Below are 13971 nucleotides of genomic sequence, written 5' to 3'. Positions count from 1 at the left end.
GCAGGCTGGTCAGATGCGGGTGCCCGGGGGCAAGTGCCCGCCCCTTGCATCAACCATGACGTTGTCGCTGATAATGGTTTCACCCTGGGCGAAAACGCGCCCTAGCATGCTGTCTGCGTTGCTGAGCATCAGGTCGCCCTCCACCAGTTTGCGCATCAGGTCGCGCGATTCGTCGCTCCAGGACAGATCGGTGATGGCGTGAATTTTCAGGGTGGGCTCATCGGTGTCGTTCTCGATGACTTCGCCGATCAGGGCGTATTCGCTGCCGGTCAGGTTGCGCAGTGCCTGCTTCAGGAACACCCAGAGCGTGTTGCCCGAAACCAGGGCGTGGTAGTCGGTCAGGCCGCGATGTAACAGTTCGAGCAACTGGCGTTCCTGACGCTCACGTTCACGGGCGGCACGGATGTCGCGCAGGTCGGACAGAATGCCGATGAACTGGCGCTCGTCATGGTTATCGGCACCGGCGCCCAGGGCCACTTCACTGATGGCCAGATGTACCGGAATGGTGTCGCCATTCCGGTGCTGGGCATCGACTTCACGCCCGGTACCGATGACTTTGGCATGGCCGGTGCGCTGGTAGGCGGCCAGGTAATTGTCGTGGTCGGTGGCCCACCGTGCCGGCATCAGCATTTTTACGTTTTGCCCGATCAGCTCGTTTTCGCTGTAGCCCAGCATGGTGCAGACAAAGCGGTTGACCTCGATGATGCGGCCTTTGCCATTAATGCGCACAATGCCGGCCGCAGCGCCTTTGATGATGGCCTCGTAGCGTGCGCTGACGACGTTGGTCCGGGCAATTTCATCTTCCAGTGCCCGGGTTTGGTAGTGCATCTGGATGAGTTGTTCAACTTGTCGGGCCAGCAGCTCGAGGTGCTGTTGTTGTGTGGATGAAAGTATCCGAGGTGTGGTGTCGATCAGGCACAACGTGCCCAGAATGAAACCGCTGTTCGAACGCAAGGGTGCGCCAGCGTAAAAGCGGATATGCGGTTCGCCAATGACCAGCGGGTTCTGCGAAAAGCGTGCGTCTTGCGACGCGTCTTCAATCAGCAGCATGTCGCCCGTGTTGATCACGTAGGCACAGAACGACACATCACGTGGTGTCTGGCTGACGCACAAACCATAAGAAGATTTGAACCATTGGCGGTTGCTGTCTACCAGTGACACCAGGGCAATGGGTACGTCGAACAAACCGGCAGCCAGCCGGGTCAGGTTGTCGAAGCTGTCATCATCGGGGGTGTCGAGAATGCCGAGTTCGTGCAGTGCGGCTACGCGAGCGGCATCGTTCGCGGGAATGGGAGGAAGTGTGGTGCTCATGCTAAGGCGTGTGAGGGTACTGTGCAGGCAGTGTACCCTGTCAGCCAATCTCATCAAGGACTTTGCGTACTTTGTTGGCCAGTTCGTTGCGTCGGTAGGGCTTGCTGAGCAGGTTGACCCAGTGCGCGACAAGCCCCGCCGTTCAGGGCGGGGAAGGATAGCGCGGACGGCGTAGCCGTCCTTGGGTTTCAGTGAGGTGTCTTCTGTTGTTCGATGTACTGCCGCACGATGGAAATCGGCGCACCGCCACAACTGGAGGCGAAGTAGGACGGCGACCACAGCACGCCTTTCCAATAGCGCTTCTGGATGTCTGGCCGCTCTTTGCGGAGCAGGCGGCTGGACACGCCTTTGAGACTGTTCACGAGGTTGGAGACGGCTACCTTCGGCGGATACTCCACTAATAGGTGGACGTGATCGTCCTCGCCGTCCATCTCGATCAGTTGCGCCTCGAAATCGGCGCAGACCTTAGCGAAGATGGTACGCAGCCGACTGATGGCGTCGCCATCGAACACTCTGCGGCGATATTTCGCCACAAAGACCAAGTGAACGTGCATCTTGAAAACGCAGTGCCGTCCATGTCTAATTTCGTTGTCATCGCTCATAGACCAAGAGTATGATTAAGCCATGCAACTACTTCAAGCCTACAAGTACGAACTGATGCCAGACGGCCAGCAAGAGCGGCAAATGCGCCGCTTCGCTGGCTCGTGCCGGTTCGTCTACAACAAGGCGCTGGCGTTGCAGAAAGAGCGCTACGAGCAGGGCGAGAAGAAGCTCGGCTATGCGGGTCTGTGCAAGCTACTCACCGAGTGGCGCAATAGCGCGGAAACCGCATGGCTGGCCGATGCGCCCGTGCATCCGTTGCAGCAGACGCTCAAGGATTTGGAGCGGGCCTATACCAACTTCTTCGCTAAGCGGGCGGACTTCCCGCGCTTCAAGAAGAAGGGCCAGTCGGATAGCTTCCGCTATCCCGACCCAAAACAGATCAAGCTCGATCATGGCAACAACCGCCTGTTTCTGCCAAAGCTGGGCTGGCTGCGCTATCGCAACAGTCGCGGGGTGTTGGGCGTGGTGAAGAACGTCACCGTGAGCCAGTCGGGCGGCAAGTGGTTCGTGAGTATTCAGACGGAGCGCGAGGTTGAGCAACCCATTGCGCAAGGTGGGGCGGTCGGTATCGACATGGGCATTACCCGCTTCGTCACCCTCTCGGACGGCGCGTTCTACGCGCCGCTTCACAGCTTCAAGCGGCATGAGGCTGCTTTGCGCAAGGCGCAACAGGCGATGAGCCGCAAGACGAAGTTCAGCAACAACTGGAAGAAGGCGAAAGCCCGCGTCCAGCGTATTCATTCCCGCATCGGCAATGCCCGCCGCGACTTCCTACACAAGACCTCGACCGCGATCAGCCAAAACCACGCGATGGTGTGTATTGAGGACTTGCAGGTACGGAATATGTCCAGGTCGGCGGCAGGCAGCACCGAAACGCCGGGGAAAAACGTTCGGGCTAAGTCCGGCCTGAACAAGTCCATCCTCGATCAAGGCTGGTTTGAGTTCCGCCGCCAATTGGACTACAAGCTGGCCTGGAGAGGCGCATGGCTCGTCGCCGTGCCGCCGCAGAACACGAGCCGCACCTGTCCGTGCTGCGGCCATGTCTCGGCGGACAACCGGAAAACACAGGCGCAATTCTTGTGCGTTGAATGCGGTTTCGAGGAAAACGCCGACGTGGTTGGCGCGATCAATGTTTTAAGGGCGGGGCACGCCCGGTTCGCCTGTGAAGTGAGCGGTGCAGTAATGCCGCCAGCAGCAGGAACCCACCGAAGCGACTCAGGGGCGGCTCAATGCCTCCACTGAGCGCCGTAGGAATCTCCGGCCTTTAGGCCGGGGAGGATGTCAAGTATTGGCCGGCGGTGACCTCGTGATGCTGGCTGGCATAGTTGTCATCGAGATGGGCGTTGGCCGTTTCTATCGTCAGTTTGCCGCCATCCGGCATGGCATCGCGTGCATTGATGCCCAGGTTCAGAATGGCCGATTCCAGTTGCCCGGCATCCACTTCGATGGGCCAGACACCGCCGCCGCGCCATGCGCAGATTAGCTTCGTATTTGGAGAGCCGCTGCTGCTGTTCGGCGTCGGATTCCGTGCACGGCAAGGCCGGATTTTGTCCGTTGACATGCCCCAGCTCTAGCACCGACGCCCAAAGAAAACCCCGTAGTGACACGGGGTTTTCCATAGGGGTGATGCAGAACGGCCGGGTCAGGCCTGGCTGGCCGTGTTGCTGCGAGCGGCGCCGCCGTCGTGGCGCGTGCGTGCCGGGTTTGAGCGGCCCCCGCCATTTCGGCCCGAGGCGCTGCGTCCGTCCGGGCGACGACCGTCATGACCGCTGCGATCGCCTGCAGGACGTGGTGCACCCGAGCGACCTGCGCCCTGCCCGGCCGCGCCGCTGCGCGGCGCATTGCCGGGGCGACCCGAGCGGCCGTGCGTCGGGCGCGGTGGCCGTTCGGGGGTGGTGTCGGGCTTGACCATGCCGGGGTTCCAGCCATCGATGGTGGTGCGTTCGATGGGGCGGCGAATCAGCTTTTCAATGGCCCCGAGCAGTTTGATCTCGGTCTTGTCGACCAGTGACAAGGCGGAGCCTTCGCTGCCGGCACGACCGGTACGGCCGATGCGGTGAACGTAATCTTCAGGCACGTTGGGCAGTTCGAAATTGACCACGTGAGGCAGGTTGTCAATGTCGATGCCACGTGCGGCGATGTCGGTGGCGACCAGTACCGCAACCTTGCCGTCTTTGAAGCCGGCCAGGGCACGGGTGCGTGCGGCCTGACTTTTGTTGCCGTGGATGGCAGCAGCTGATAACCCGTCTTTGACGAGCTTCTCGGCCAGGCGGTTCGCGCCATGCTTGGTGCGTGTAAAGACCAGCACCTGATGCCAGCCGCTTTCACGAATGATGTGGCTGAGCAGGTCGCGCTTGTGCGACTGCTCGGTCAGGACCACGCTTTGGTCAACCAGTTCAGAAGCGGTGTTGCGTCGGGCTACCGAGATTTCTTGCGGGTCGTGCAATACGCCTTTGGCCAGTTCGCGGATTTCGTCTGAAAATGTGGCCGAAAACAGCAGGTTCTGGCGGCTCTTGGGCAGCATGGCCAGGACCTTGCGAATATCGCGGATGAAGCCCATGTCAAGCATGCGGTCGGCTTCGTCCAGAACCAGAATTTCAACCCCGGAAAGGTCGATGGTTTTCTGCTGGGCGTGATCAAGCAGGCGGCCTGGCGTGGCGACCAGGATGTCAATGGGCTTGCGCAGTGCCGAAATTTGCGGGTTGATGTTGACCCCGCCGAACATCACCATCGAGCGCAAACTGGTGTGCTTGCCGTAAACCTGCACCGACTCTTCGACCTGGGCCGTGAGTTCGCGGGTGGGGGTCAGAATCAGGCAGCGCGGGCGACCGGCCTTCATGCCTTGCAGCGGGTTGTTCAGCAGACGGTGCAAAATGGGCAGTGTGAAGCCGGCAGTTTTGCCGGTGCCGGTCTGGGCGGCGGCCAGCAGGTCACCGCCTTTGATGACTTGCGGAATGGCCTGAGCCTGGATGGGGGTGGGTGCGGTGTAACCGGTTTCGGCAACAGCACGCAAAGGGGATCAGCCAACCCGAGGTCGGCGAAAGAAATAGGTGTAGACAAGAAAGATGCTCCGGCGACAGCCTGTCGGTAAACGACACCAGTCTGGGCGGACGAGAAAAGGGCCGCGTGTGGCGGCTGACAATTGAAAACCAGCCGGAAGGGCTGGAATTGCGGGCCTTGTGGCCGCGCAGCCTGCCTACTGACTGGCTCGGTGGGCAGACCGCCATTGTAGCCCACATTCGGGTTAATCTTTGGTTTTATTTGCCCGAATCATTTGTTTAACCTGGCCTGAATTTTGCGAGACTTTTCATGAAACGTTTTCTGCTGCGGTTGTTATTGCCTTTGCTGGCGCTGACCCTGACGGGTTGCGGGTATAACGAAATCCAGCGTCTTGACGAACAGGTCAAGGCCGCGTGGTCGCAAACCCTGAATCAATACGAACGTCGCGCCGAGCTGGTGCCCAAGCTGGTTAATTCGGTGAATGCCTACATGGTGAACGAACGTACGGTGCTGACCGAGGTGACCGAGGCCCGGGCCCAGGTGGGCAAGGTGCAGATCAATGTCAATGACGTGTCCGACCCGGCCCTGATGCGCCAGTTCGAACAGGCCCAGGCGCAGTTGTCGTCGGCGCTGTCACGCCTGATCGCTGTTTCTGAAAACTATCCTCAGCTGAAAAGCGATGGGTTGTTTCGCGACCTGATGACGCAGCTGGAAGGCACCGAGAACCGTATCGCCACCGAGCGTGGCCGGTTTGTGCGCGCCGTGCAGGAATACAACGTCTATATTCGCCAGTTCCCCACCCTGATCACCGCCAAGCTGTTTGGCTATGACGTGAAAGAGAACTACGGGGTTGATCGCCAGCCGGAAATCATGCGTAACCCCGAAGTGAAGTTTGATGTGCCGGGTAGTGCTGCGCCTGCAGGGGTTGAACATGCTGAAGTCGTTAGCCGGTCCTGAAGTGGCGCTCGCAAGGGGTACGGCTGCTGTCACGACAGAGGCTGGATCAACCCCAAGGGTATGGGCTGCATGGGTTACAGAGGCCGGCATGGCGGTAAGGGCAGGTATCGAATCCCTGGGGCTCAGGTGGGGTCTTGCCGCCGTGCTGGCGGTCTGGCTGCTGCTGGTTGCCGGTCCGGTCGCTGCCCAGAACATATCCATCCCGGCCTTGCAGACCCGTGTTACCGACACCACCGGCACCCTGGATGCTGCCACGGTGCAGTCGCTGGAAGCGCGTTTGGCCGACCTTGAAAAACGCAAGGGAGCCCAGGTGGCCGTGTTGATGGTGCCGACCACGGGTGACGAAGCGATCGAGCAGTATGCCGTGCGTGCGTTTGAGCAATGGCAGCTGGGCCGCAACAAGGTGGACGATGGCATTTTGCTGCTGGTGGCCAAAAATGACCGCGCCTTGCGTATTGAAGTCGGGTACGGTCTGGAAGGGGCTGTGCCCGATCTGGTGGCGGGTCGCATCATCAATGAGCAGATCGTGCCGCATTTTCGTGACGGCGATTTTGCGGGTGGCGTGGTGGCCGGTGTGGATAGCCTGATTGCCCGGGTCAATGGGGAAGACCTGCCTGAACCGGAGGAGGCTTCGGGTGCGGAAGACCTTGAGGCTTTTTTACTGGTGGCGCTGTTGGCGTTCATTACCATGCCGCTGGTGTCCGCGCTGGTCGCGGCAGGCCTGGTGTATTTGATCTGGGGCAGCTGGTTGCTGGCGCTGGCGGGCGCGGCAGGCATGTTTCTGATCAGCACCCTGTTCCGCGCCATGCGTAAAGGCGGTGGCGGCGGGGGCCGTGGCGGCCCGGGCGGTCCGGGCGGCTGGGCGGATGGCGGAGGGGGGTTTGGCGGTGGCGGGTTTGGTGGCAGCGGTGGTTTCAGCGGGGGTGGTGGCCGCAGCGGTGGCGGCGGCAGCTCGGGGCGCTGGTAACGCCCGCCTGCCGGTACGCAGGCGGGCCCGGGTGATCAATCAGGCCCGGTGTATGCCGTTTTCACGACCGTGAAAAATTCTTGTGCGTAGCGGCCTTGCTCGCGCGGGCCGTAGCTTGAGCCTTTGCGCCCGCCAAACGGCACGTGGTAGTCGACCCCGGCCGTGGGTACGTTGACCATGACCATACCCGCCTGGATGGCGCGCTTGAAGTGGGTAGCGCGTTGCAACGACGTGGTGCAAATGCCCGAGCTCAGCCCGAATTCCGTATCGTTGGCCAAGGCCAGGGCGTGGTCGTAGTCGTCGGCGCGTATAACGCTGGCCACGGGTCCGAAAATTTCTTCGCGCGAAATGCGCATGCTGTTGGTGGCATCGGCAAAGACCGCCGGGCTGAAATAGTGCCCGGGTGTGCGGCATTCCAGGGTTTGCCCGCCGCACAGCAAGGTGGCGCCTTCGTCGTTGCCAATGGCAATGTAGTCAAGGTTTTGCTGCAGTTGTGAGGCATCGGCGACAGGGCCGATTTGCGTGTCGGCATCCAGCGCATGCCCTACCCGTAACGCCGCCGTGCGTTGTGCCAGTGCGTCGGTAAACCGGTCGTAAATGCCGCGTTCCACAATCAGGCGGCTGCTGGCGGTGCAGCGTTGGCCGGTTGAGTAGAACGCCCCTTGTATGGCGCAGTCGAGTGCGGTTTCAAGGTCGGCGTCATTCAAAATGACCAGCGGATTTTTACCGCCCAGTTCAAGCTGGACTTTTTCTGGTGCTGCGCCGCTTGTTGCAAGATGCCCTGCCCGGTACTCACTGAACCGGTGAATGTAATGGCGTTGACGCGTGGGTCAGTCACCAGCGCGTGGCCCACCACCGAACCGCGCCCCATGACCAGATTGAACACCCCTGCAGGCAAACCGCTGCGGCTGAGGATTTCGGCCAGGGCCCAGGCTGAGCCCGGTACCAGATCGGCGGGCTTGAACACCACGCAATTGCCGTAAGCCAGGGCCGGGGCAATTTTCCAGGCCGGAATGGCGATCGGGAAATTCCAGGGCGTGATGATGCCGACGACGCCGATGGGTTCACGCGTGATCTCGACCTGCACGCCGGGGCGCACCGAGGCCACGGCATCGCCGGTGAGGCGCAAGGCTTCGCCCGCAAAAACTTGAAAATCTGCCCGGCCCGGCCGACCTCTGCAATGGCCTCGGGCCGTGTTTTCCCTTCTTCACGCGCCAGCAGTTCGCCCAGTTCGGCCTTGCGTGCCAGTAGTTCAGTACCGACAAAATCCAGCACGTCGAAGCGTTGTTGCGGGGTGGATAACGACCAGTCAGGCCAGGCGGCATGGGCGGCGCCGATGCCGCTATCAACCTCGTCGGCGGTGGCGCGCACATAGTCGCCCACGATGTCATTCAGGTCAGATGGGTTCCGGTTGTGCTGAATGTTGTCGGTGCCTGCCCATTGGCCGTTGATCCAGTTCTTGTGCATGGTGTCTTTTCCTGTAAAAGAGGCGCTAATGGTAAGCCATAATACTGCGGCAGACAATCTTGAAAATATAATGTGTACACGATAATTATTGATGCAAAAAATCTTTTTCGATATTATTCATCAATGATGTTTAGCCCGAATTGTTTTGGGTAATTACAAGTAATACACTATAAATTGCCGGTGGCACACCAACCATGGCGCCGCGATTGACCAACGGGTTCCGGCCCCTGGCGGCCAACCCCGTTTCGCCCCGCATCCAGGAGACGTCAGCAATGACTGAACACACCAAAATCGACCACAGCATGGATAACCTTGATGGTACGGGCGGTAATGCGCCAGGCCCCGTGGTGCTCGACAAATCCAGGCCCCGCAGCGAAAAAATGGCCACCAACAAGGTTGAATGCAACGCCTGTCCGGTGCTGTGTCAGATTACCGAAGGCCGTTCGGGGGCCTGCGACCGTTGGGCCAATCATGACGGCCGGCTGGTGCGGCTTGACCCGGTGGTCCTGATGCGCCGGCTTGACGATTCGGGGCAGGCGGCACGCCCCGAACCCGTCGCCTGTGATGCGCCGGGTTCCCTGACAGCCCTGCACATGCACGACGTTGCCGATACCGACGTCAGTGATCCCAATGGCTTGTTCGTTACCGGCGTTGGTTCGGGCACAACCTACCCCGATTACAAGCCCGCGCCATTCATTGTGTCGTCACGCCAGCAGGGTGTCGATATGGTTACCGTAGTGACTGAAGGCATCTTCAGCTACTGCAGTTTCAAGGTCAAAATCGACACCGACCGTTATCTGGGGCCCGAGCAGTCCAATGTGCGCTACAAGGGTGAAATCGTGGGGCACGTCACTACCGCCGAATACGGGTCGCAAATGTTGTCGCTGGGGGCGTCCATCACCTCACCGGCGGCAGCAAGAAAGAAGGCAGGCTGACGTGCGACATGATGATGTTGCTGGGTAATAAACAGGCCGTTGAATTGTCGATTGATGGCGGCGCGCAGCTGGTGGTGCAGGCCGGCAAGGCCCCCATTGTCGACGGCGTTGAAGAAAAACGCATGCGTGTCGGTTGCGGGTCGGCAGCCATTGGTATTTTTGCCAAGCAATGGTTCGGTCATGCTGACGAGGTCATCGTCGTTGATGATCACATCACCGGGGTGCTGTCCGAACACCAGGCGGGCAAGTGTCTCGATATCCCGCCGTCGGGCATCAAAATGCGCGGGCGCAAGTCAACACCGGGGCGCTACTTTCAGGTGGCCAATCCGGGTAATGGCTGGGGCGGTACCGATATCAGCGATGCCCTCAGCATTATTGAAGGCTGGGACGCCGACGTGGCGTGGCCGGGGCTGCGCCTGCTGATCACGTCAACCACCGGCGAGCACGCGGAATACTACGAACTGGATGAGCAGTTGCAGCCTCAGGCCAAACCGATGCCCGATGCCCTGCAAAAAACCGTTGACCGTATCGGTGAAAACTGTGAGCCGTCGTTGTGCAGCGTCATGTTCCTGGGCGGTGCCGGCGGCTCATTGCGTGCCGGTGTCACCGAAAACCCCATCTGGCTGACCAATTCCATCAAGAATGCGCTGGTCAACGTCACCTGCGGGGGGCACCGGCCTATGTGTGGTCGGGGGCGGCATTACCGTGATGGTTGATGTTTTACGCATGCCCGACAACTCATTCGGCTATGTGCCTACGCCGGCCATTGTCGCGCCAATTGAATTTTCCATGAAACTGGATGACTACATTCGCTTGGGCGGGCACGCCGATGCCGTGCGCACCATTTACGATGTCCTTCGTAATGACCGGCACCGCATCATTGAATGGTTCGACCCCACCAGCCCGTGGGCGCTGGGTAACAAACCCATGCTGGCCTGAATCGTGGCCGGCATGCGAGGGGTACGGTCATGACCGGGAAGCCTGCAGTGCCCCTGGGTGGGGCGATGCCTGTTGCCGCGCCGCGTCAGGTGCCAGGGGCGTGCCGGTGGCGCCGCCGCGCATCGCTGCCGGGGGGCGCAGTGGGCCGTGCTGGATACCGGTACGCACCACTTTCAGCACGGGCCGATCGACCTGATTGTGCGTGTTGACGGGTCTTGGGCGTCAGTCGGAAACGTGGAAGCCGCCTGGCAGCGTTTTGCCGTCATCTTGCCCGAACTGGTGGCCGAATTGCCGGTGTTGCGTCAGCCGGTGCCCTCCTCATTGACGACGGCGTCTATTGATCAGCGTTTTGCCAGTCCGGTCGCCCGGCGCATGGGCGAGGCGTGTTGGCCATTTCGACACGGCTTCGTAACGCCGATGGCCGCCGTGGCCGGTGCCGTGGCCGATGAGGTGTTGCAGGCGTTGTTGTCTGGTGCGCCGGCCGACGATACTGCGCATCATTTTCCACAGTATCAGGCCCCCGGCGTGGTGGTTGGCATGGCTGAGACGGTCATGGCTACGGGTTCCGGTGACCGTGCCGTCGTGCGTCGGGCCTTTGTCAATAACGGTGGCGATATTGCGCTGTATCTCGCGCCGGGTGAGTCCTGGACGGTGGGGCTGGTGACTAACCCCCAGGCCGTGCGTTTTCATTCATCCAGCGGCAGGCTTGGGGCCGATGGTTGCTTTACCATTCATGCCGGTCAAGGCATAGGAGGCATAGCTACCAGCGGTTGGCGTGGGCGCAGTTTCAGTCTGGGCATTGCCGACAGCGTGACGGTACTTGCGGCCAATGCAGCCTTGGCCGATGTTGCTGCAACCCTCATTGCCAACCAGGTCAATGCGGATCATCCTGCGATACACCGGGCTCCGGCCGACACCCTCAAAGACGATACCGATCTGGGCAGTCGCCGCGTAACGGTGGATGTCGGGCCGTTGCCGCCCGAGGTTGTCCGTGAGGCGCTGCTGCAAGGTGCACAGCTTGCGCGCCAATGGCAGCGCAACGGTTTGATTGCGGGGGCGGTGCTGGTGTTGCAGGGGCAGGTTCAGCTGGTGCTGCCAGACCAACCCGGGGGTGTTGTCTTGAAGAACAGAGCAAAACCAACGACGATACGAAACACGTGTTTTTATGAAAGACCAGCGCCTGGTGCAGCGTGTGGTGTGTTGATCAAAACTGAACACAGGCCTTGTCGCGTATCAGCGCCGGGGCATTGAAGCAGTACAGGAGAAAACCATGTCAGACCTTATTGAAGTGCGGCAGATACTGACCCAGGTAGAGGACATCTACCATGAGGGCGGGCCGGTGGCCGACAAACCCTGGTGCGCGGCGCGGTTGCCGCCGTGCTAAAGAACCCGTATGCGGGCCGTTACGAGCCCGATATTCTGCCCATGATGGAAGCGCTGAACCCGGTCGGGCTTGAAATGGCCGAACGCCTTGTCAAGGCCATGGGCGTCACCCCCGATGACATTGAAAGCTACGGCAAGGGGGCCATCGTGGGGTCTGCCGGCGAACTCGAACATGGCGCCTTGTGGCATGTGCCCGGCGGCTATGCCATGCGCGAGCTGCTGGGCTGGAAAGGTGACCGTTCGGCCTACAAGCAGGGGCAAAGCTCGGGCCCCAAAGGGCTGGAAGGCGGGCGGGCATTGTCGATTGTGCCCTCCAGCAAAAAGTGGGCGCGCCCGGCACCCGGCTTGACGTTCCCCTGACCCATGTCACCGCCAGCTATATTCGCGGCCATTTTGATGCCATGGAAGTCTGGGTGCCCGGGGCACCGGCGGCCGATGAAATCGTTTTCGTACTGGTCATGGCCACCGGCGGCCGTATTCACCAGCGTGTCGGGGGCTTGACCCCGGAACAAATCAGCAAGTTTGACGGCCTTCGTTAAGCCGTTCAGGAGACAACTATGGCAGCAAAAATTCGCAAACTGGTCGTACTGGTCGATGAAACCCGCATTGAAATGGGCAAGACCATCGAGCCCCCAACCCGTCGCGCCGTCGCCATGGCGGTCATTGAAAACCCGTTTGCCGGTCGTTACGAGCAGAACCTGGACGCGTTGATGGCCATTGGCGAAGAACTGGGTGGGCTGTTGGGTGAAAAATGCGTCCAGGCCCTGGGTATCACGCCCTCTCAGGCCGAAAGCTATGGCAAGGCCGCCATTGTTGGCGAGGCCGGCGAACTCGAGCACGCCGCCGCTATTTTGCACCCCAAACTGGGGGCGCCGCTGCGCAAGGCGGTGGAAAAAGGCGCCGCACTTGTGCCATCGTCAAAGAAAATGGGCACCGTGGGTACGGCCATTGATGTGCCGCTGGGCCACAAAGACGCGGCCTATGTCCGCACCCACTTCGATGCCGTCGAGGCGCGTGTGTCAGATGCCCCGCGCGCCAATGAAATTGTGGTGGCGGTGGCGGTCACTGACTCGGGCCGTCCGTTGCCCCGCGTGGGCGGGTTGACCAAAGACGACATCAAGGGCGAAGACGGGCTGCGTTAAATCGGGTGCCGAACAGAAAAAACCAGGAGGAACATCATGGCCGTGGCCACTCTCGAAGCAAAATCCGGCAAAGTCGTTATCAAGAACATAGGTCTGCTGTTGTCGGGCGACCTTGAAAACCCCATTCTTGATGCCGACACCCTTATCGTCAATGATGGCCGCATTGCGGCGGTGGGTCGCTACAAAGACTGTGATGTGGAAGGCGCCGATCGCGTTATTGATTGTCGTGGCACAGCGGTGGCGCCGGGTCTCATCGACTCGCACGTTCACCCGGTCGCCGGCGACTGGACGCCGCGTCAGAATCAGTTGGGCTGGATCGATTCCACCCTGAACGGTGGCGTGACCACCATGATTTCTGCCGGCGAGGTGCATTACCCGGGCCGCCCCAAAGACATTCTGGGCTTGAAGGCCCTGGCCATTACGGCGCAGCGCTCGTTTGAAAACGCGCGTCCGGGCGGGGTCAAGGTGCTGGCGGGGGCGCCGGTCATTGAAAAAGGCATGGTCGAATCCGACTTCAAGGAACTGGCCCAGGCCGGGGTGAAGTTGCTGGGTGAAATCGGTCTGGGCAGTGTCAAGGCCGGTGACGAAGCCGCCCAGATGGTGTCGTGGGCGCGCAAGTACGGTATTCAAAGCACCATTCACACGGGTGGCCCATCCATTCCCGGTTCCGGGCTCATCGATAAAGACGTCGTGCTGGAAGCCGATGCTGACATCATCGGTCACATCAACGGCGGGCACACCGCCCTGCCCTACAAACAGGTGTGCGAACTGTGCGAACGCTCGACGCGTGGCATTGAAATCGTGCACAACGGCAATGAACGCATCGCTATCCTGACAGCGCGGCACGCCCACGAGCTGGGGTGTCTGCACCGCGTTATTCTGGGCACCGACGGCCCGGCCGGGTCGGGTGTGCAGCCGCTGGGTATCCTTCGCATGATCGCGCAGCTGTCCAGTCTGGCCGATATCCCGGCTGAAATCGCCATCTGTTTTGCCACTGGCAACACCGCCCGCATGCGGGATCTGGACTGCGGCCTGATCGAAGTCGGGCGTGCGGCCGATTTCGTATTCATGGACCGCGCCCAGCACACAGCCGGCGCCACCTTGCTGGAAAGCATCCAGTTGGGCGACATTCCCGGCATCGGCATGGTGATGATCGACGGCATCGTACGCTGCCAGCGCAGTCGCAACACGCCACCGGCCACTGAAGTGCCGGTGATTGAAAAATAGGCGATGTACCTCAAACAAGAGTGCACCAGTGGCGCAAGCG

The 13971-nt window shown here is 60.7% G+C and carries 9 protein-coding genes and 4 pseudogenes; 8 read left to right on the top strand and 5 right to left on the bottom strand.

Going from position 1 to position 13971, the window contains the following annotated elements:
* Positions 1-9 precede the first annotated feature (9 nt).
* On the bottom strand, positions 10-1311 hold the full coding sequence (locus N7E01_RS07755; protein WP_289175377.1) for a PAS domain S-box protein: 1302 nt from the start codon (positions 1309-1311) through the stop codon (positions 10-12).
* 188 nt (positions 1312-1499) lie between these two features.
* Positions 1500-1913, bottom strand: a complete 414-nt coding sequence (gene tnpA, locus N7E01_RS07750; protein ID WP_289175375.1) for an IS200/IS605 family transposase — start codon at positions 1911-1913, stop codon at positions 1500-1502.
* Between the two features lie 22 nt (positions 1914-1935).
* Here tnpA and N7E01_RS07745 point away from each other — a divergent pair, with 22 nt between their 5' ends.
* A complete protein-coding gene (locus N7E01_RS07745; RefSeq protein WP_289175373.1) occupies positions 1936-3156 on the top strand; it encodes an RNA-guided endonuclease InsQ/TnpB family protein in 1221 nt (406 codons plus the stop codon).
* 22 nt (positions 3157-3178) lie between these two features.
* On the opposite strand, the gene N7E01_RS18660 is transcribed toward N7E01_RS07745, so the two are convergent.
* Complete coding sequence (locus N7E01_RS18660) at positions 3179-3475, bottom strand: ATP-binding protein (protein ID WP_350494983.1); 297 nt, start codon at positions 3473-3475, stop codon at positions 3179-3181.
* 81 nt (positions 3476-3556) lie between these two features.
* Positions 3557-4974, bottom strand: a pseudogene (locus N7E01_RS07735) (DEAD/DEAH box helicase).
* Between the two features lie 249 nt (positions 4975-5223).
* On the opposite strand from N7E01_RS07735, the gene N7E01_RS07730 reads away from it, so the two are divergent.
* Both N7E01_RS07730 and N7E01_RS07725 read left to right on the top strand, forming a co-directional pair.
* On the top strand, positions 5224-5871 hold the full coding sequence (locus tag N7E01_RS07730; RefSeq protein ID WP_289175369.1) for a LemA family protein: 648 nt from the start codon (positions 5224-5226) through the stop codon (positions 5869-5871).
* 88 nt (positions 5872-5959) lie between these two features.
* Positions 5960-6838: a TPM domain-containing protein gene (locus N7E01_RS07725; protein WP_289175761.1), complete on the top strand. Its 879-nt coding sequence runs from the start codon at positions 5960-5962 to the stop codon at positions 6836-6838.
* Between the two features lie 35 nt (positions 6839-6873).
* Here the strand turns inward: N7E01_RS07725 and N7E01_RS07720 are convergent.
* Positions 6874-8305 (bottom strand): annotated as a pseudogene (locus tag N7E01_RS07720) (aldehyde dehydrogenase family protein).
* A gap of 272 nt (positions 8306-8577) precedes the next feature.
* Here N7E01_RS07720 and N7E01_RS07715 point away from each other — a divergent pair.
* The 5 genes and pseudogenes from N7E01_RS07715 (at position 8578) to N7E01_RS07695 (ending at position 13931) form a co-directional block, all read left to right on the top strand.
* Positions 8578-10179 (top strand): annotated as a pseudogene (locus tag N7E01_RS07715) (6-hydroxynicotinate reductase).
* 147 nt (positions 10180-10326) lie between these two features.
* Positions 10327-11430, top strand: coding sequence for a UPF0280 family protein (locus N7E01_RS07710; protein ID WP_289175367.1), 1104 nt, complete (start codon positions 10327-10329; stop codon positions 11428-11430).
* 105 nt (positions 11431-11535) lie between these two features.
* A pseudogene (locus N7E01_RS07705) lies at positions 11536-12101 on the top strand (amino acid synthesis family protein).
* 18 nt (positions 12102-12119) lie between these two features.
* On the top strand, positions 12120-12704 hold the full coding sequence (locus tag N7E01_RS07700) for an amino acid synthesis family protein (protein WP_289175365.1): 585 nt from the start codon (positions 12120-12122) through the stop codon (positions 12702-12704).
* A 36-nt stretch (positions 12705-12740) separates the two neighbouring features.
* The gene (locus tag N7E01_RS07695; protein ID WP_289175363.1) at positions 12741-13931 is read left to right on the top strand and encodes an amidohydrolase family protein; all 1191 of its coding nucleotides are present in this window, start codon (positions 12741-12743) and stop codon (positions 13929-13931) included.
* Positions 13932-13971: the final 40 nt, after the last annotated feature.

This window comes from Neopusillimonas aromaticivorans, from assembly GCF_030344915.1.
Lineage (GTDB): Bacteria > Pseudomonadota > Gammaproteobacteria > Burkholderiales > Burkholderiaceae_B > Neopusillimonas > Neopusillimonas aromaticivorans.
The sequence above is the reverse complement of the archived record's forward strand: the minus strand, read 5'-3'. Positions and strand labels throughout refer to the sequence as shown.

Coding starts and splice junctions, on each gene's coding strand:
- N7E01_RS07755 (WP_289175377.1), bottom strand. CDS start 1,311: ATGAGCACCACACTTCCTCCCATTCCCGCGAACGATGCCGCTCGCGTA.
- tnpA (WP_289175375.1), bottom strand. CDS start 1,913: ATGAGCGATGACAACGAAATTAGACATGGACGGCACTGCGTTTTCAAG.
- N7E01_RS07745 (WP_289175373.1), top strand. CDS start 1,936: ATGCAACTACTTCAAGCCTACAAGTACGAACTGATGCCAGACGGCCAG.
- N7E01_RS18660 (WP_350494983.1), bottom strand. CDS start 3,475: ATGTCAACGGACAAAATCCGGCCTTGCCGTGCACGGAATCCGACGCCG.
- N7E01_RS07730 (WP_289175369.1), top strand. CDS start 5,224: ATGAAACGTTTTCTGCTGCGGTTGTTATTGCCTTTGCTGGCGCTGACC.
- N7E01_RS07725 (WP_289175761.1), top strand. CDS start 5,960: ATGGCGGTAAGGGCAGGTATCGAATCCCTGGGGCTCAGGTGGGGTCTT.
- N7E01_RS07700 (WP_289175365.1), top strand. CDS start 12,120: ATGGCAGCAAAAATTCGCAAACTGGTCGTACTGGTCGATGAAACCCGC.
- N7E01_RS07695 (WP_289175363.1), top strand. CDS start 12,741: ATGGCCGTGGCCACTCTCGAAGCAAAATCCGGCAAAGTCGTTATCAAG.